Source organism: Luteitalea sp., from assembly GCF_044337415.1.
In the GTDB taxonomy this organism is placed as follows: Bacteria; Acidobacteriota; Vicinamibacteria; order Vicinamibacterales; family Vicinamibacteraceae; genus Luteitalea.
In genome coordinates this window covers 1-16865 of the sequence record NZ_JBIINP010000090.1, presented here as the reverse complement: position 1 = coordinate 16865, position 16865 = coordinate 1, and the positions used below count along the sequence as shown (strand labels likewise).

Sequence of the window (16865 nt, the reverse complement as noted above, 5' to 3'; positions counted from 1 at the left end):
TCAACAGCCTGAAGAACACGGGCGGCGGTCGTCCGTACGTCAACGGGCAGCGCGAGCAGGCCAACAACTTCATGCTCGACGGCGTCGACATGAACGACGCGATCGACAACCTCATCGCCTACCAGCCCAGCCCGGATGCGGTGGAGCAGGTGAGCGTCGAGACCAACAACTACTCGGTCGAGCAGGGCAACGTCGCGGGCGCCATCATCAACATGGTGCTCAAGTCGGGCACCAACCAGATTCGCGGCAACGGCTTCTACTACTGGCGCGACAACGAACTCGCGGCGACGCCCTGGGCGACCAACCGAGCGGGCGGCCGCAAGGCCGGTTTCACGCGCGACATCTTCGGCGGCACCATCGGCGGCCCCATCGCCAAGGGCAAGCTGTTCTTCTTTGCCGACTACCAGGGCGGCCGGCAGGAGAACCCGCCCGCGGATGCGTTCACCACGGTGATCCCCGATGCGTGGCGCAATGGCGACCTGAGCAGCCTGCTGGCCAGCAACATCGTGGTCCGCGATCCGCTGACCGGGCAGCCGTTCCCGAACAACCAGATTCCGGCCAACCGGATCAGCCAGTTCGCGCGCAACCTGCTCGCCAACGAGGCACTGTACCCGCGCGCCAACGTGAGCCGGCCGCTGTCGGACTTCCGCCTCAACTATCTGGGCAAGGCCGCGTCGTCGGAGCGCACCAACCAGTACGACGCCAAGGTCGACTGGAACGCGTCGGCCAACGACAAGGTCTACGTGCGCTACTCGCGCCAGACGCACTTTGCCGAGACCGAGGAGACGGCCATGCCGCTCCTGTACGGCTCGCTCTCGGAGAACCCGTTCTGGAGCGTCGCCGGCAACTGGAACCGCATCTTCGGCGCCAACATCGTCAACGACCTGCTCGTCGGCTACAACGACAACTCGTTCAACAGCGTGCCGCTCGACCTGCGCGGGCTCGGCGCCCTGAACAACCAGCTCGGCATCGGCGGTGAGCAGCCGATCCCCGGCCTCACGCAGGTCGCCCTCGGCAACAACATCGCCAACATCGGCACGATCGGCATCGCCAGCAACACCAACAACGGCGTGTTCCAGATCAACGAGCGGCTGACGTGGCTGAAGGGCCGCCACACGCTGAAGTTCGGCGGGTCGTGGAACCACTACGTGATGGACCGCTACTACTCGGGCAACAACGGCCAGCTCGGGTTCATCTCCTACACGGGCATCTTCTCGAATGCCGCCTTCGGCGACTTCCTGCTCGACCAGGTGGCGACCAAGGGCCGCGGCTCGCTGTCGGAGGCCTGGACGCACCTGCAGGACCGCATCGCGGTGTACGTCGCCGACGACTTCAAGGCCACCGACAACCTGACGCTGAACCTGGGGCTGCGCTGGGGCTTCACCTCGCCGCTCGTCGAGGTCGACGACCGGCAGGCGAACTTCGACCTGACCAATGCCCAGCAGTTGCTCGCCGGCCAGAACGGCAACAGCCGCGCGCTCTACGATGCCTACTACAACGGCTGGGAGCCGCGCATCGGCGCGGCGTACCGCGCCGGCGACAAGTGGGTGTTCCGCGGCGGCTACGGCATCACGCAGTACATGGAGGGCACCGGCGCCAACCTGCGCCTGCCGCTGAACCCGCCGTACTTCTTCGAGTCGCAGGTCGACTACGACCGCACCAGCGGCGCCGGCACGATCGCGACCGGGTTCCAGGGCCTGCAGGCGCTCGACCGTCCGTCGGGCGTGGTGCGCGCGTGGGATCCGAACCTGAAGCCGCAGTTCACGCAGCAGTGGAACGCGTTCGCGGAGTACCTGATCGGCTCGCGCTCGTCGATCAACATCGGCTACGTCGGCAACAAGTCGAAGAACCTGGTCACGCCGATCGAGGGCAACCAGCCGCTGCCGGGCACCGGCGACCCGAGCACGTGGGCGCCGCTCCAGCAGCGTCGTCCGCTCTTCGCGTTCAACCCGCTGATCACCAACATCAGCACGACCGCCTCGCGCGGCCGCAGTGACTACCACGCCCTGCAGACCACCTTCAAGCAGCGCATGTGGCACGGGCTCGACTTCGTGGCCAACTACACGTACGGCCGCGCCAACTCGAACAACCTGGGCTACTACGGGTCGGGCGGCGTGGCCGCCGAAGGCGCGTACCCGGTCAACAGCTACGACATCGAGATGAACTACGGCCCGGCGTTCTTCGACGCCCGTCACATCGTGTCGGTGGCCGGCAGCTACCAGATCCCGATTGGCCGCGATCGTGCCGTCGGCGCCGGCATGTCCAAGGCCCTCGACTGGGTGGTGGGCGGCTGGGACGCGAGCTTCGCCGTGACCGCGCACTCGGGCTACCCGATCACCGTGCAGGACGGCTCGAACCCGTCGCTGCAGGCGACGCGCTCGACGCCCTGGCCCGACCTCATCGGCGATCCGGTTCCGGCCAACCAGTCGATCGACATGTGGCTGAACCGCGCGGCCTTCCAGTCGGCGGCCCGCGGCACCTTCGGCAACGCCGGCGTCGGCGTGGCGCGCGCGCCCAGCTACTGGAACGCGGACTTCTCGCTCAGCAAGCGCCTGGTGACCTTCGGCCGCCAGTACATCCTGCTGCGCGGCGAGGCGTACAACGTGTTCAACCACCCGAACTTCGGGCCGCCGGATCGCAACATCCAGAGCCAGACGTTCGGCACCATCATCAGCACCATCGGCGACCCGCGCGTCGTGCAGCTGGTGGCGAAGTACTTCTTCTAGGACGAGAAGAAAAGCAGAGGGAAAGAAGGCAGGGCGGGAGGGGGGCAACCCCTTCCCGCCCTTTGTCGTCCTGGCTGTCAGCCCCCACCGGTGCTACCTGTCTACAAGTCCGCGTTCGTGGAGACTCAAGGCTGCCCTGACGCGGCCATCTGCCGCGACTTTCCCAACGAGGAGCCCTCTTTCCTCAGTGGAATCGAAGGGTTTTGCGCACCGTCAATTGGTGTGTAATTTGCTTACTTCCTACCGTCCCGTCCTTCATCATCGCATCGGTTCCAGGCGCAGGTGAGGGCATACAGCAGGTAGGCCGTCTGGCAGGGAGAGAGCGTCGATGATGCGATTTGCTACAGCAGTGAGGGGCGCCATCGCGGCGGCGGTGGTGATGGGTGGACTGAGCGTCGCCGTTCCGGCTGACGCCAGCGTCGTGTGGTCGTTCACCGGGAACTGCGAGGACTGCGCGGCGGCGGCCGGCACGCAGATGTACGAAGTGACGGCGGAGTTGGAGCTCACCGACTATGTGGAGGGCACGGCCCTGTCCGACGAGAACTTCGTGTCGTTCTCGTACAGCGGGTCGAACCTCATGTTGCCGTATACGGTGGTCCCCGGGCTCTTCCCGGTGCGCCTGTCGTCGTCGACCATCGGCGTCGCTCACCAGTTCTATTCCATGTCCGGCAACATCTCCAACGGCGGCAGCCAGTCGCTGGAGCTGATGTTCGGGGATGGCCTCGAGTTCACCCTCGGGACCGAGGGCAACTGGTTCACCTGCGGCACCAACGGCAACGGCTACTACGAAGTGCCCTGCAGCTGGATGAACAACAACGACTACGGCGGCCAGGGACAGCTGTCGAGGGTGGTCGACCCCGTGCCGGCGCCTGCCGCCGTGGCCCTGCTGGGCATCGGCCTCGGCGGGTTCGGCTTCGCGCGTCGTCGCCGCGTCCGCTGAGCGGGTCGCGACGGGCACGCCCGTAGGTACACGGAAGCACGAGGCAGATCGGTGGACGGGTCAACCGTCCTCTCCGTTCTGCCTCGTGCCCGTTTGAACCGTCTATTTCTTCCCGCCGACCCCGAACGAGTTGCCCGCGGCGAGAGGCTTGCCGTCGCCGAACTGCACTTCCAGCAGCTTCTCGCTGCCGATCTGGCGGCCGGTCTCGTCCTCGAGCCGCTTCACGATCCGCTTGGTCTCGACCTCGACCACCTCGCCGGTGGATGGCCAGGCATGTCGGCCGTCGAGGCTGAAGCTCACCCATCCTGGCTGGTCCCGTACCGCGATGCTCGTCACCTGCTTCGGCGGCGAGACCGTGGCATCGAACACGTGCAGCGCGAGGTTGTGCCCGTCGCACAGCCAGATCTCCCGTCCATCCGGCGTCATGCCGATACCGTGGCTGGGACATCCATGCCGGGCGACCGGTCCCTTCAGGTAGCCCGCCACATCCACGCGGTGCAGCACGGCGCCGGTGCGCAGGTCGCCGACCTCGAAGCCGAGGCGGTCGTTGACGTTCACGTAGCACCGCTGGCGCGCCGCGTCGATCGTGAAGGGCCGGATGGAGGCGGAGAACGGTCCGACCTTGCTGGCGACGGTGTGCGACGCCGTGTCGGCCACGTTGAGGTACGGCGACTTCAGGCCGGCGAGATAGACGTGCCTGCCGTCGGGTGCGTACAGCGTGTTGTGCGCGCCGGAGTTGACCACGATCGACGTGCGCGTCTCGCCCGTGAGGCCGTCGATCACGTTCCAGTGCGGGCCCTCGAACGAGGGGACGTACAGGGTCCGGCCATCAGGCGAGGCCGACAGGCGGTCGCAGCCGCCCGACGGCGCCACATCCCACAGCACCGCGTCGGTCGCGATGTCGATGCACAGCAGCCGGGTGATCGTCGTCACCCACAGTCGGCCGGTGGCCGCGCTGGCGGCCACCCCCTTGACGTTCTCGACCTGGCCGCCGGCCCCGATGGGCCACGTGGGAATGCGCTTCACGAAGGCGTAGTCGGCGTCGATGTCGTACACGAGCACGCCGACCCCGCCGTACTGCTGGTAGTTCCGGATGCCCGGCTGCGCGATGTACAGGTACCGACGCGCAGTCTTCGCCTGCGTCGCCAGCGGCGCCAGCACCAGGCCTGCGCCAGCGGCCATGAAGTCGCGTCGGTTCATGCCATCACCTTACCGTCGTCCTTGGCCCCGTGCCCCTTGCCTCTTCGCCCCTTCGCCCTTATTCCCTTCGCCCTTCCCGCCCTGCCTTCTTCCCTTCTACTCTTCTACCCTTCTTCCCTTCCCGTTACAGCTCCTTGAGCCAGGCCTGCGCGAACTGCTGCGCCGCCGTCACCGCAGGTTTGCCCGCACGGTAGCACGCCTTCCAGAGGCTGTCCTTCTTCTCGTGCGCGGGACTGACGAACAGCTGCCGGCCGTTCTTGTCCACCGTCTGCGCGGCGAAGTCGACGGTCGGCACCAGGGCGACGAACGCCGAGAGCTGCTGCTTCAGCACGCCCTTCAGGTTGTGCGTATCCCAGGCGATCTGCTCCTCTTCCTTGCGGCCCCGATCGGCCAGCGCGTAGAGCGCCTCCTCGGTGTCCGGGCCCTCCATGTCGATGGACCGAAGCAGGGCATAGCGGCGGCGGATGGCGGCCTCGTCGGTCATCGCCAGGATGGCTTCGGCCTCCGTGACCATGCGCGCGTACCGCGCCTTGTACTTGCCAGTCGCCGTCTGCGCCGACTTGCGCCAGTCGTCGAGCTGGAAGGGGATGATCCGCTTGATCTCGGACCCCTTCTCCCTCTCGGCGTTCTCCACGACGTTGGCGGCCTGCTGGCGCTTGTTGTAGGCCTCGAGGGCCTCGTACTGTTTCGCCTTCATAATCTGGTCCACAGACATGACCTTCAGCCCGTGATCCACCGCCCGGTACTGCTGCTTGATGGCCTCGGCATGCGCGCTGGCGAACGTCTCGGACATCACGAGGGTCTTGAGGGCGGCGCCCGCGCTTTCCACGAACGCGACGCGTCCGGCATCGTCGAGCGCCTTCAGGGCGGCATGGGTGGCCTTCCCGAAGTACGGCACGCCCGGCCGCTCATCGGGGCGCTCGTTGCGCAGCACGTTGTTGGCCTGGTCGGCGAGGCGGAAGTTCTGGAGGTCCAGCGGATCGACAGGCGCGGCCGGGGTGGTCGTCCGCGTGGGGGCCGTGCTGGTGCTGGCTGGCGCTGTCGGCGCAGGCGCGGCACTCGTTGTCCCGCCCGATGGGGCCGGGGCGGGTGCGGGCGCTGGCGCTGGCGCGGGGGCCGGTTCCGGCTCGGCAGGCGCGGGTGGCTTCCCCTTCAGGATTTCGTTGGCCTTCTTCTTCAGGAGGCCGCCGAACTGGGCGTCGAGCGCGGCGGGGGCGCTCACGAGCCCAACGACGATGATGCCGACAAGGATCCGTGACGACATGCGGGAGGGTCTCCAGGAAAACGCCAGGGACGATGACGCCGCCTGGCGATCGGTGTCCGACACGAGAACAGCGTCGCCGACGCGCCCAACGGCGAGCGCAGGCCGACTACACAATATGTCGCACGCGGGCGGCCGAACGTGACGGGCGCTGGCCTGAGGATGCCTCGCGCGGTCGGCGATCGTGGCTGATCGCCTCGACCAGTCGACCCTGGCGCGGCGGCAGGACTACGATTCCTGCGTGAGTCAGTGTCTGCAGGAGCAGTATGCCCCCGACAGCGTCTGTTACGGCTGCGGGCCCGCCAATCCACAGGGCCTTCATGTGCGCAGCTTCGCCGACGGCGAGCTGGTCGTGGCCGACTGGACGCCCGCATCGCACCACGAGGCGTTCCCCGGGATGGTCAACGGCGGCATCATCGGCAGCATCCTCGACTGCCACTGCAACTGGGCCGCCGCCTGGCACCTGATGGGCCGGCACGGACTGTCGCAGCCGCCCTGCACCGTGACGGCGACCTACACGATCGACATGAAGCGCCCCACGCCGAGCGCGGGGCCGCTGCGCCTGGTGGCGCGCGTGGTGGAGGCCAACGACGACCGCTGCGTCGTCGAGGGCACGCTGGAGGCCGGGTGCCGCATCACCGCGACTTGCCGCGGCGTGTTCGTCGCCGTGAAGCCCGGACACCCGGCCTACCACAGGTGGTAGGCCGAAGAGCAGAAGAGTAGAAGGGCAGAAGGAAAGAAGGCAGAGCGGGAAGGGCGAAGCGCCGAAGAACGAAGCAGCGACGTCGGGAAGGCTTCCTGGCCTTCTTGACTCTCTTCTGCCTTGTCCTTCTTCCACCTTCCCGGTTTGCCTTCTTACCTTCTACCCTTCTGCTCTTCTTTCCTTTCCGCGCAGCGGCTACAGTTCGCGCAGCGCGGTCGTGATCGGCATGCGCGCGGCGCGGATTGCCGGCAGGATGCCGCCGAGCAGGCCCATCACGAGCGCGCACACGAGGCCCTGCACCAGCAGCGTCGGCGTGACCCGGAACGCGAACGCCACCTGGCTGAACGACTGGAAGTTCATCGTCGACGTGCGGTAGCCGTCGAACACGCCCCAGGCGAGCAGCCCGCCCGCCACGCCGCCGAGTAGCGCCAGCACGGCGGACTCGGCCATGACCGACGAGACGATCGACAGCGCGCCGAACCCGAGCGCACGCAGGGTGGCGATCTCGCGCGTGCGGCTCGCCACCGCGTTGTACATCGTGTTGATGGCCCCGAACACCGCGCCGATCCCCATGAGTCCGGCGATGACGAAGCCGACCGTGCGGATGATCGTCTGCAGCACCACCGACTGGTCGGCCAGGTAGTCGGTTTCGCGCTGCGCCATCACGTTCAGTCGAGGGTCTGCGGCGAGCGCGGCCTTGAACGCCTCGAGACCCTCCTCGCGTTCGAGCTGCACGTAGACCGACTGGAACGAGTCGCCGCGGCGATACGCGCCCTGCAGGACCTTGGCGTCGCACCAGATCTCCGATTCCGAGATCGCCCCGTCGGCTTCGAAGATGCCGACCACCGTCCACACGTTCTCGCCCCAGCGGACGTCGCGGCCGACCTCGAGCCCCGTGAACTGCCCGGCCGCCGCGCGGCCGACGATGATCTCGTTGCGGCCTGGCTCGAACTTCCGGCCCTCGACGATTTTCAGGCGCGGGCGCACCGCGAACGCACCGGGTTCCACCCCGCGGAGCGGCACGTTCGCGTCGCTGTTGGTCGACCGCTTGGGATGGTTGACGATGACGAACAGCTCGGCCGAGGCCACCGGTCCATCGGGGCCCTGCGCCAGCCCTGGCGCGTCCTTCACGAGCTGCGTGTTCTCGCGCATCAGGATGCTCGAGAGCTCCGAGTCCGTGCCTGCGCGCATCACGATGGCGGTGCGCGGATCGCCGGCGGTGGTCATGGCGGCGCGGAAGCCCTGCGCGATCGAGAGCACGGCGACGAATACCACCACGACGCCGGCGATGCCGACGATGGCGACGAGGGACGAGGCGAGGCGCTGCGGGATGCTGCGCACGTTGACGGCCGTGATGGCCAGGATCTGCGAGAGTGCCTGCATGGCGTTCACCCCTGGCGCCGCAGCGCGTCGACGATGCGAAGGCGGCCGGCCTGCCAGGCGGGCAGCAGGCCCGCGGCGATGCCGAGCGCGAGGATCAGCACGATGCCGAGCACGAGGTCGCGCGTCGGCAGGAAGAAGGCCGGCAGCAGGCCACCCGTGGGGTCGCCCCGCTGCGTGATGAGCCAGGCCATCAGCAGGCCCGCGCCGCCGCCGAGCACCGCGAGCAGCACCGACTCCATCAGCACGAGCCCGAGCAACTGGCCGTCGCCGAAGCCGAGCGTCTTCATGATCGCGAGCTCGTTGGTGCGCTCGCGCACGGCCTGCGCCATCGTGTTGGCCGCGACCAGCAGGATGGTGAACAGCACGGCTCCGAGGATGGCCATCAGGATGCTGCCGATGTCGCCGATCTGCTTGGCGAAGGCCTGCACGAACGCCTTCTCGGTCGACGTCTTGGTCTCCGAGGACGAGTTGGCGAACAGCGCATCGAGGCGCGCCGCGACGTCCTCGGACTGCGCGGGATCGGCCACGCGCACGACGTACCAGCCCGTGAGGTCCTTGCCGAACGTGCGTGTCTCGTTGAGGTACGCGTAGTGGAAGAAGAACTGCGTCGTGTCGGTGCCCTTGGTGCCGGCCTCGTAGATGCCGTCGATCGTGAACGTCCACGGCGCATCGTCGGCCGTGCGCCAGATGGTGCCCTTGAGCGGCACCCGGTCGCCGACCTTCCAGCCGAAGCGATCGGCCAGCGCGCGCCCGACGACGGCGCCGGTGCGGTTGCCGAACCAGGCCTGCTTCTGGGCGTCGGGCAGCACGTACTCCGGGTACATGGCGAGCCACGACTCGGGATCGACCGCGAACTGCGCGAAGAAGTTCTTCGGGTCCTGGTAGACGCCGCCGAACCAGCTCGAGTGCGTCACGGCGGACACACCGTCCGTGGCGGCAATGCGGTTCAGGTAGCCGAGGGGCAGCGGCTGGATGAACGACACCTTCTGGATCATCACGAGGCGGTCCTGGCCAGCCAGGTCGACACCCATGCCGAAGGCCACGCGCAGGGCCATCAGCGCGCCGAACAGCAGGAACGCGATGAAGATCGACAGCGCCGTGAACAGCGTGCGGAGCTTGCGGCGCAAGAGGCCCCGCCACACCAGGTGGAAGAACTTCACGCCGCCACCTCCGGCACCAGCAGGCCCTTCTCCAGATGCACCAGGCGCGTCGCGCACGCGGCTGCGTGGGGGTCGTGCGTGACCATCACGATGGTCTTGCCGTGCTCCCGGTTCAGCGTGCTGAGCAGCGCGAGGATCTCGTCGCCCGACTTGCGGTCGAGGTCGCCGGTCGGTTCGTCGCACAGCAGCAGCGTCGGATCGGTGACGATGGCCCGCGCGATGCCGACGCGCTGCTCCTGGCCGCCGGAGAGCTGACGCGGATAGTGCGACGCGCGATCGGCCAGTCCCACCACCGAGAGCGCGACGCCGGCGCGACGTCGACGCTCGGCGCCCGACAGGCGCGTGAGCAGCAGCGGCAGCTCGACGTTGCGCTGCGCGGTGAGCACGGGCAGCAGGTTGTAGAGCTGGAACACGAAGCCGACGTGCTCGGCGCGCCAACGCGCCAGCGCGGCCGACGAGAGTTGGTCCACCCGCTCGCCGCCGACCTCGATGCTGCCGGCGGTCGGCTGGTCGAGCCCGCCGAGCAGGTTGAGCAGGGTGGTCTTGCCCGAGCCCGACGGCCCCATCAGCGCCAGGAACTCGCCCGGGGCGATGTCGAGATCGACGCCCTGCAGCACGGCGATGCGTTCGCTGCCGCGCCGGTAGGCCTTCTCCAGCTGGCGGACCTTCACGAGCGGGGACGAGGGAGCGGGGGCGTTCATGGCGTGGTCTCCTCGATGGCGGCGCCATCGGTCAGGGTGGCCGGAGGATCGACGACGACGCGGTCGCCGGCGACGAGTCCCGAGGTGATCTCGGTGTCGGCGCCGCTGGTGCGGCCGGCCTGCACGGGGCGCCGCGCGACGCGGCCCTGGCTGGCCACGAGCACCCAGGCGCTCGCCCCATCGCGGCGGACGGCGGCCGTGGGCACCCACAGCGACGGCGCCTCGCGCGTCGTCGAGGCGACGACCTGGCCCGGCTTGAGGAACGTGACCTTCACGCCCATGTCGGGCAGCAGGCGCTGGTCGAGCGCGTCGAAGCCGATACGCACGAGCACGGTGGCCTTCTGGCGATCGGCCGTCGGCACGGTGGTGATGACGTGCGCCGGGATCTGCCAGTCGGGGTAGGCGTCGAGCACCGCACGCACGGGCTGGTCGTCGGACACGCGCGTGATGTAGCTCTCGTTGACGTCGACCTCGATTTCGAGCGAGGTCATGTCGACGATGGTGCAGATGCCGGTGCGGGTGAAGCCGCCGCCGGCCGAGACGGGCGAGATCATCTCGCCGGGCTGCGCGTCCTTGGAGACGGCCTTGCCGCTGAACGGCGCGCGGATGATGGTGTCGTCGAGATCGGTGCGCCGGACGGCGACCTGCTGCTCGGCGACGCCGACCTCCTGTCGCGCCGCCTGGAGCCGCGCCCGCAGCGCATCGACCTGCGCCGTGGCCGTGTCGAGGTCGGCGGCAGGCGCCAGGCCGTCCTTCGCGAGCCGCTGCTGGCGGCCGAGCGCGACCTCGGCCTCGCGGATGCGGACCTCGGTCTCGGCCAGCTGCGTGCGGCTCGAGGCCAGTTGCGCCTCGGCCAGCTGCAGGAGCGCGCGGGCGGTGGAGTCGTCGAGTCGCGCCAGCACCTGTCCCTGCGTCACGGCCATGCCTTCCTCCACGTGGATCGACACGACCTTGCCGGTGATGCGTGACGACACGGTGGCGCGCCGACGCGCGGTGACGTAGCCCGACGCATTCAGGACCGCCTCGTCGCTGGCGCCCTGCGACCCCGCGCGTCGCGCGACGACGGCGGCCACCTTGACCGGGGTCGGGCGCGGGCGCGTCCAGGCCCACCAGCCCGCCGCGGCGGCGACGAGCAGCAGGAGCACGAGCCACCACCGGCCCCGTCCGCCCGAGCCTCGGCGGGCGCTGCGATCGAGCTTCAGGGAGGCGAGGTCGGTGCTGAGATCGGTCACGGTGGGTTTCCTGGCGCGCCGGTGCGCGTCGACACGGTCATGGACGATGGACGGCGCGCGGCGTTCGCACTCATCGGCGAATGCGCGCGTCGGCCCGGTGAGCGCCGCGGCGGCCTTCCCGCGGAGTTTCGACTTCCCAAGGGCCGACGACCCGACTCAGACTGGACGCATGTTCCACGTCCCCACGCTCAGCAGCGATCCGTCGGCGTTCCACGAGCAACTGCGCGCGCAGCTCGCGGCCCTGCTCGGCGACGAACGCGACCTCGTGGCCAACCTGGCCAATGCCGCGGCGCTCATCTGGCACACCACCCCTGACCTGAATTGGGCCGGATTCTATCTCCGCCGGTCCGAGAGTGAGTTGGTGCTCGGCCCCTTCCAGGGCAAACCGGCGTGCGTGCGCATCACCGTCGGCCGGGGCGTGTGCGGCACGGCGGTGGAGCGTGAGGCGTCGGTGCTCGTGGACGACGTGCACGCCTTCCCCGGGCACATCGCCTGCGACGGGGCGTCGAGGTCGGAGCTGGTGGTGCCAATCCGCCACGACGGGCGTGTGGTGGGCGTGCTGGACCTCGACAGTCCGTCGCTCGCGCGCTTCTCCGAGGCCGATCGGGAGGGGTTCGAGGCGTTCGTGCGCACGCTCGTGGCTTGCACGGACCTGGTATCTGTGTCATAACACGTATCTCTGGTGCGTGTTGTAACGCGCATCGGGCGGCCGTCGTCTAGGATCGAGGAACGGCCCGGGTTTGCCGGACCAAACGCCTTCGTTCACCCATGGACCGCGCAGGACGTGACTTTTCGTCCTCCTGCCGTCCGACACAGATTGAGGAGTTCCCCATGCTTGCTCGCCTTGCCCTCGCCGCGGCCACCGTTGCCGTCCTCGCCGCGCCCGCCGCGGCTCAGACCTGGAAGATCGACAGCGCGCACTCGAGCGCCACGTTCACGGTGCGCCACATGATGGTGAGCAACGTGCACGGCCGCTTCGGCAAGCTCGAGGGCGCCATCGTGTACGACGGCAAGAACATCGCCGGCGTGAAGGCCGACGCGGTCATCGACGCGACGACGATCACGACCGACAACGAGAAGCGCGACGCGCACCTCAAGAGCCCCGACTTCTTCGACGCGGCGGGCTTCCCGACGATCACCTTCAAGAGCAAGCGCGCGGAAGCGGTCGGCAAGGGCAAGTTCAAGCTGATCGGCGACCTGACGATGCGCGGCAAGACGAAGGAAGTGGTGCTCGAGGTCGACGGCCCGACCGATCCCGTCACGGTACAGAACGCGCAGCGCGTCGGCGCCACGGCGACGACGACGATCAACCGTCAGGACTACGGCGTGAGCTGGAGCCGCAGTATGGACGGCGGCGGCTACGTCGTGAGCGACGAAGTGAAGATCACGCTCGAGCTCGAGCTCATCAAGCAGTAACGCTGGGCGTTACTGCTTGATGAGAATGCTGCGATGCTGCGATGCCGGAATGTCGGAGGCCCTCAACGTCGCCCACATTCTCGGCACGCGGCATTGGTGCCAGCCGCGACAGCGGCGATGTTGGGGCAGCCGACACCCTTGAAATTGTCAGCATCGCAGCATCGCTGAATTACTGAATCACTGAATGAGCGCCAGCAGGCGCTCGATGGCGTCTGCATCCGCTGGCGCCTTGTCCTGGCGCCAGCGGGCGATGCGGGGGAAGCGGACGGCGACGCCGCTCTTGTGGCGGGTCGAGCGCTGGACGTTCTCGAAGGCGATTTCGAACACCAGTTCGGGCGCGACGCGCCTGACCGGGCCGAACTTCTCGAGCGTGTGGGCGCGCACCCAGCGGTCCACCTGCTCGATCTCCTCGTTGGACAGGCCCGAGTAAGCCTTGGCGACAGGCACCAGCTCGCCGTCCTTCCACAGCGCGAACGTGTAGTCGGTGAAGAGCGTCGCGCGACGGCCATTGCCGGCTTGCGCGTACACCAGCACCGCGTCCACCGAGAACGGGTCGACCTTCCACTTCCACCAGTCGCCCTTGCGTCGCCCGGTGCCGTAGGCGGAATCCAGCCGCTTCAGCATGTAGCCCTCGACGCCACGCGTGCGGGCCTCCTCACGCAACGCGGCAAGGCCCGGCCAGTCCTGCTCGTCGACGAGCGCTGACACCTTCAACGCGGGCGCGTGGGACGCCAGCGTAGCCTCGAGGCGCGCACGGCGTTCGCGCAACGGGAGGGCGCGGATGTCGGCGCCCTCGTGCTCGAGCAGGTCGTACGCCATGAAGGCCGCCGGCGCCTGGGCCAGGGCCTGACGCGTCAGCGTCTGTCGACCGATGCGCAACTGCAGCCGCGCGAACGGCAGGGGACGATCCCCATCCCACGCCAGCACTTCACCGTCGAGCACGTGGCCGTCGGGAAGCCGCTCGGCGGCAGCCACGACCTCGGGGAATCGTGCGGTGATCACCTCCTCGCCGCGCGACCACAGGAACGTGCGCCCGCCGCGCCGAATCAGCTGCGCGCGGATGCCGTCCCACTTCCACTCCACCTGCCACTCGTCGCGTACCCCGAGTGTGCTCACCTCCTGCTCCAGCGGGTACGCCAGGCAGAACGGGTACGGGCGCGACGGTTCGTCGCTGCCCGCCTCCGGCGCCATGAGGCTACGGAACGCGTCCGCCGACGGTGCCCACTGGCCCATGAGGCGGTGCGACATCACGTCGGTGTCGGTGCCGGCGACGTTCGCGAGCGCGCGCACCACGAGTGTCTGCGACACGCCCACGCGCATCTCGCCGGTGAGCAGCTTGTTGAGGATGAAGCGCTCGAAGGTCGGCAGGCCGCGCCACCACTGCACGACCGCGTCTCGCTGCGCCTCGGGCCCGAGCGCGCGGAGTCCCTCCAGGCGCTCCTCGATCCACACATGCAGCGGCACGTCGGTCTCGGCGGTGTCGTGCGGGACGCCGTCGAGCAGCAGCGCCAGCGTCTCGGCCAGATCGCCGACGGCGGCGTACGACTCGTCGAGCAGCCACGGCGGCACGCCTGTAAGGGCCATCGCCCACTCGCGCAACAACTTCGTCGGGAGCAGGCGCAGCAGTCGTCGTCCGGCGAGGAAGTGCACGGCCCACGCGGCATCCTCCGGCGGCGCGCTACGGTAGTACCCCTCGAGCGCCTGCACCTTGGCGTTGGTGGACGAGGTGCGATCGAGCGTGGCGTAGAGGTCGGCGAAGCGACGCACGGTCAGGCCTCCTCGCTGCCGACGTGCGCCTCGACCACGCCGGACGCGAGGCCGCGTTCCGCGCACACGCGAGCCAGCGTGTCGGCGTAGCCATGCGTGGCGAGCACGCGCCGCGCGCCCGTCGCCTCGATCGTCTCGAGCAGTGCCGGCCAGTCGGCGTGATCGGAGAGCACGAAGCCGCGGTCGACGCCCTTCCAGCGCCGCGTGCCCCGCACGCGCATCCATCCCGACACCATGGCCGTCGCCGCGTCGGGAAATCGCTTCAGCCATGGCGTGTTCATGGCCGAGGGCGGGGCGATGACCACGCGACCGCGCGTTGCCGCGCCGCGCGTCTCCTCGCCGACGAGTGCCACCTCCGGCAGCGTCACGCCGGCCTCACGGCACGCCGTCGTCATCGTGGCGACTGCCCCGTGGACCAGCGCCGGGGCCTCGAGCGCGTCGGCCAGCAGCGCGAGCAGTCGCTGGGCCTTGCCGAGGCTGTACGCGAAGAGGATGGCCGGGCGTCCGGCCGCGTGCGTGGCGGCGAGCCACGCGCGAATCTCGTCCACCACATCGTCTACCGCCGGCCAGCGGTAGATGGGCAGCGCGAACGTCGCTTCGGTGACGAAGGTGTCGCACGGCACGATCTCGAACGGCGCGCACGTGGGGTCGGGCTGGCGCTTGTAGTCGCCCGACACGACCCACGTTTCGCGCCCATCGTGCACGCGCACCTGCGCCGAGCCCACCACGTGCCCCGCCGGGTGCAGCGACACCTCGACGTCGCCAAGTCGACGCGCGTCGCCGTACGGCCAGGCGTCGATCACCGCATCAGGGCCGAGGCGCTGGCGCAGGATCGGCAGGCCCGCCTCGGCGCAGACGTACCGCGCGCTGCCCGGGCGCGCGTGGTCGGCATGCGCGTGCGTGACGATGGCGAGGTCCACCGGCAGGGCCGGATCGACGTGGAACCCGCCTGCCGCACAGTGCAGACCCGCAGGAGTCGAGGCGAGCATGGACACAGGCTACCGCCTTGCAGGGTAGGGCGCGGTCTCCGACCGCGCCGTTGCTGACGGCGGCGTGGGACACGCCGCCCTACCGCGATGACGTCCTCACGAGCGCGTCTGCGAGCGCTCGTCCGCTGAGCCACGCGCCCTCGACGCGGGGGCCGCCGCACCAGTCGCCGGCCACGCCGAGCCCGGCCGTGCCGTCCCACAGGTGCGTCTCGGCGAGCGGTCGCGGCACCGACGCGTACCGCCACCGGTGCGCGGCCGAGAACGCCAGTGCGGGCAACGGCGCCCGGACCAGCGCCTCGAAGGCTTGCAGCATGGCTGGCAGCACCTCGTCCGGTGTCTGCTCGAGGTGTTCGATCGACCATGCCGGAGAGGCCTGCAGCACCCACGTGTGCGGATGGGGGCGTCCGGGCTTGCCGCCGTCGCGCGCCACCCACGACAGGGGGCCCTCGTTCACGAAGGCGGCGTCGAACGCGACGGGAACGGCGTCGGCCCACGAGGTCATCACGGCCCAGCAGGGCGCCACCTCCGCCGTGCGCACCACGGAGGCGAACGGATGGTCGGCCAGCAGCGTGGCCGTCTGCGGGGGCGGAGGCGTGAGCAGCACCGCATCGAACGGGCCGATCGACTCGTCGGCCGCCGTGGCGAGGTGCCAGCCGTCGGTGCGACGGTAGAGCGCGCTCACGGTCACGCCCGTACGGACGTCGAGGCGGGACGCCATGTCGATCGCGAGCGCGTTCATGCCGGGCACGCCCACGAATCGCGGCAGGTCCGATGCGGCACGCGGGTCGTCTGCGCCATCGAAGGCCACCACCCGAGGCATCCACTCGGCGACGATGCCGCGCGAAAGCCAGTCGACGACCGCCGCCTGGAATGCCCCGTCGCGTGCCGTGAAGTACTGCGCGCCATGGTCGAAGGGCACCGCCGCGCGTCGCGTCGACGTCCGCCCGCCCGGCCCGCGCCCCTTGTCCACGACCGTCACGTCGACGCCCGCATCACGCAGCCGCACGCCGCACGACAGCCCCGCCATCCCCGCGCCCACGATCGCGATCCTCATCAATCCAGAGTAACGGAGCAGGTCAAGTGACAAGGGACAGGCGAGGAGTCACAAGAGCGTCATGGGACGAGGGACGAGGAGTCAAGGGACGAGTGAGCAGGCGGGGGTGCCGCAGGCGGGTGGGACCGCAGGTCAAGTGACGAGGGACAAGGAGAGGAGTCACAAGGGCGTCACGGGACGAGGGACGAGGAGTCAAGGGACGAGTCAGCAGGCGGGTGTGCCGCCCGCTACCCGCTACCCGCTACCCGTTACCCGGTACCCGGCCCCTACGGCACGCACGTGCCGAGCGCATTGGCGCCCGCGCTCCACTGGAGGCCACCCGCATTGGCGTAG

The 16865-nt window shown here is 69.2% G+C and carries 14 protein-coding genes; 5 read left to right on the top strand and 9 right to left on the bottom strand.

Translation table 11 applies throughout. The features are described 5' to 3' along the window. Together ACIRDX_RS13680 and ACIRDX_RS13675 are read left to right on the top strand one after the other, a co-directional pair. The coding region (locus tag ACIRDX_RS13680) for a hypothetical protein (RefSeq protein ID WP_396625994.1) at nucleotides 1-2726 on the top strand (2726 nt) is incomplete at its 5' end. A gap of 328 nt (nucleotides 2727-3054) precedes the next feature. Next, the gene (locus tag ACIRDX_RS13675; RefSeq protein ID WP_396625993.1) at nucleotides 3055-3666 is read left to right on the top strand and encodes a PEP-CTERM sorting domain-containing protein; all 612 of its coding nucleotides are present in this window, start codon (nucleotides 3055-3057) and stop codon (nucleotides 3664-3666) included. A 102-nt stretch (nucleotides 3667-3768) separates the two neighbouring features. Here the strand turns inward: ACIRDX_RS13675 and ACIRDX_RS13670 are convergent, their stop codons facing one another. Both ACIRDX_RS13670 and ACIRDX_RS13665 read right to left on the bottom strand, forming a co-directional pair. Continuing rightward, a complete protein-coding gene (locus ACIRDX_RS13670; RefSeq protein ID WP_396625992.1) occupies nucleotides 3769-4866 on the bottom strand; it encodes a YncE family protein in 1098 nt (365 codons plus the stop codon). A gap of 124 nt (nucleotides 4867-4990) precedes the next feature. Continuing rightward, entirely contained in the window at nucleotides 4991-6130 is a 1140-nt protein-coding gene (locus ACIRDX_RS13665; RefSeq protein ID WP_396625991.1) for a hypothetical protein, read from the bottom strand. Nucleotides 6131-6368: 238 nt separating this feature from the next. Here ACIRDX_RS13665 and ACIRDX_RS13660 point away from each other — a divergent pair, with 238 nt between their 5' ends. Further along, entirely contained in the window at nucleotides 6369-6830 is a 462-nt protein-coding gene (locus ACIRDX_RS13660; protein WP_396625990.1) for a PaaI family thioesterase, read from the top strand. Nucleotides 6831-7025: 195 nt separating this feature from the next. Here ACIRDX_RS13660 and ACIRDX_RS13655 read toward each other — a convergent pair whose 3' ends face one another. From ACIRDX_RS13655 to ACIRDX_RS13640, 4 genes are read right to left on the bottom strand one after another with little or no spacing between them, the layout of a single operon-like run. Continuing rightward, nucleotides 7026-8213 carry an ABC transporter permease gene (locus ACIRDX_RS13655; RefSeq protein ID WP_396625989.1) on the bottom strand — a complete coding sequence of 396 codons (1188 nt, stop codon included), beginning with the start codon at nucleotides 8211-8213 and terminating at the stop codon, nucleotides 7026-7028. A gap of 5 nt (nucleotides 8214-8218) precedes the next feature. Next, nucleotides 8219-9373, bottom strand: coding sequence for an ABC transporter permease (locus ACIRDX_RS13650; protein WP_396625988.1), 1155 nt, complete (start codon nucleotides 9371-9373; stop codon nucleotides 8219-8221). Next, a complete protein-coding gene (locus ACIRDX_RS13645; protein ID WP_396625987.1) occupies nucleotides 9370-10074 on the bottom strand; it encodes an ABC transporter ATP-binding protein in 705 nt (234 codons plus the stop codon). Before ACIRDX_RS13645 ends, ACIRDX_RS13650 begins: the two co-directional genes overlap by 4 nt. Further along, on the bottom strand, nucleotides 10071-11306 hold the full coding sequence (locus ACIRDX_RS13640; protein WP_396625986.1) for an efflux RND transporter periplasmic adaptor subunit: 1236 nt from the start codon (nucleotides 11304-11306) through the stop codon (nucleotides 10071-10073). Before ACIRDX_RS13640 ends, ACIRDX_RS13645 begins: the two co-directional genes overlap by 4 nt. 169 nt (nucleotides 11307-11475) lie before the next feature. On the opposite strand from ACIRDX_RS13640, the gene ACIRDX_RS13635 reads away from it, so the two are divergent. After that, nucleotides 11476-11976 (top strand): GAF domain-containing protein, encoded by a 501-nt coding sequence (locus ACIRDX_RS13635; RefSeq protein WP_396625985.1) that lies wholly within the window; start codon nucleotides 11476-11478, stop codon nucleotides 11974-11976. A 161-nt stretch (nucleotides 11977-12137) separates the two neighbouring features. After that, on the top strand, nucleotides 12138-12722 hold the full coding sequence (locus ACIRDX_RS13630; RefSeq protein WP_396625984.1) for a YceI family protein: 585 nt from the start codon (nucleotides 12138-12140) through the stop codon (nucleotides 12720-12722). Nucleotides 12723-12899: 177 nt separating this feature from the next. Here the strand turns inward: ACIRDX_RS13630 and ACIRDX_RS13625 are convergent, their stop codons facing one another. From ACIRDX_RS13625 to ACIRDX_RS13615, 3 genes are all read right to left on the bottom strand, one after another. Next, a complete protein-coding gene (locus ACIRDX_RS13625) occupies nucleotides 12900-14489 on the bottom strand; it encodes an ATP-dependent DNA ligase (RefSeq protein ID WP_396625983.1) in 1590 nt (529 codons plus the stop codon). Between the two features lie 2 nt (nucleotides 14490-14491). Then, nucleotides 14492-15478 (bottom strand): ligase-associated DNA damage response exonuclease, encoded by a 987-nt coding sequence (locus tag ACIRDX_RS13620; RefSeq protein WP_396625982.1) that lies wholly within the window; start codon nucleotides 15476-15478, stop codon nucleotides 14492-14494. A 79-nt stretch (nucleotides 15479-15557) separates the two neighbouring features. Then, entirely contained in the window at nucleotides 15558-16532 is a 975-nt protein-coding gene (locus ACIRDX_RS13615) for an NAD(P)/FAD-dependent oxidoreductase (RefSeq protein ID WP_396625981.1), read from the bottom strand. Between the last annotated feature and the right edge of the window lie 333 nt (nucleotides 16533-16865).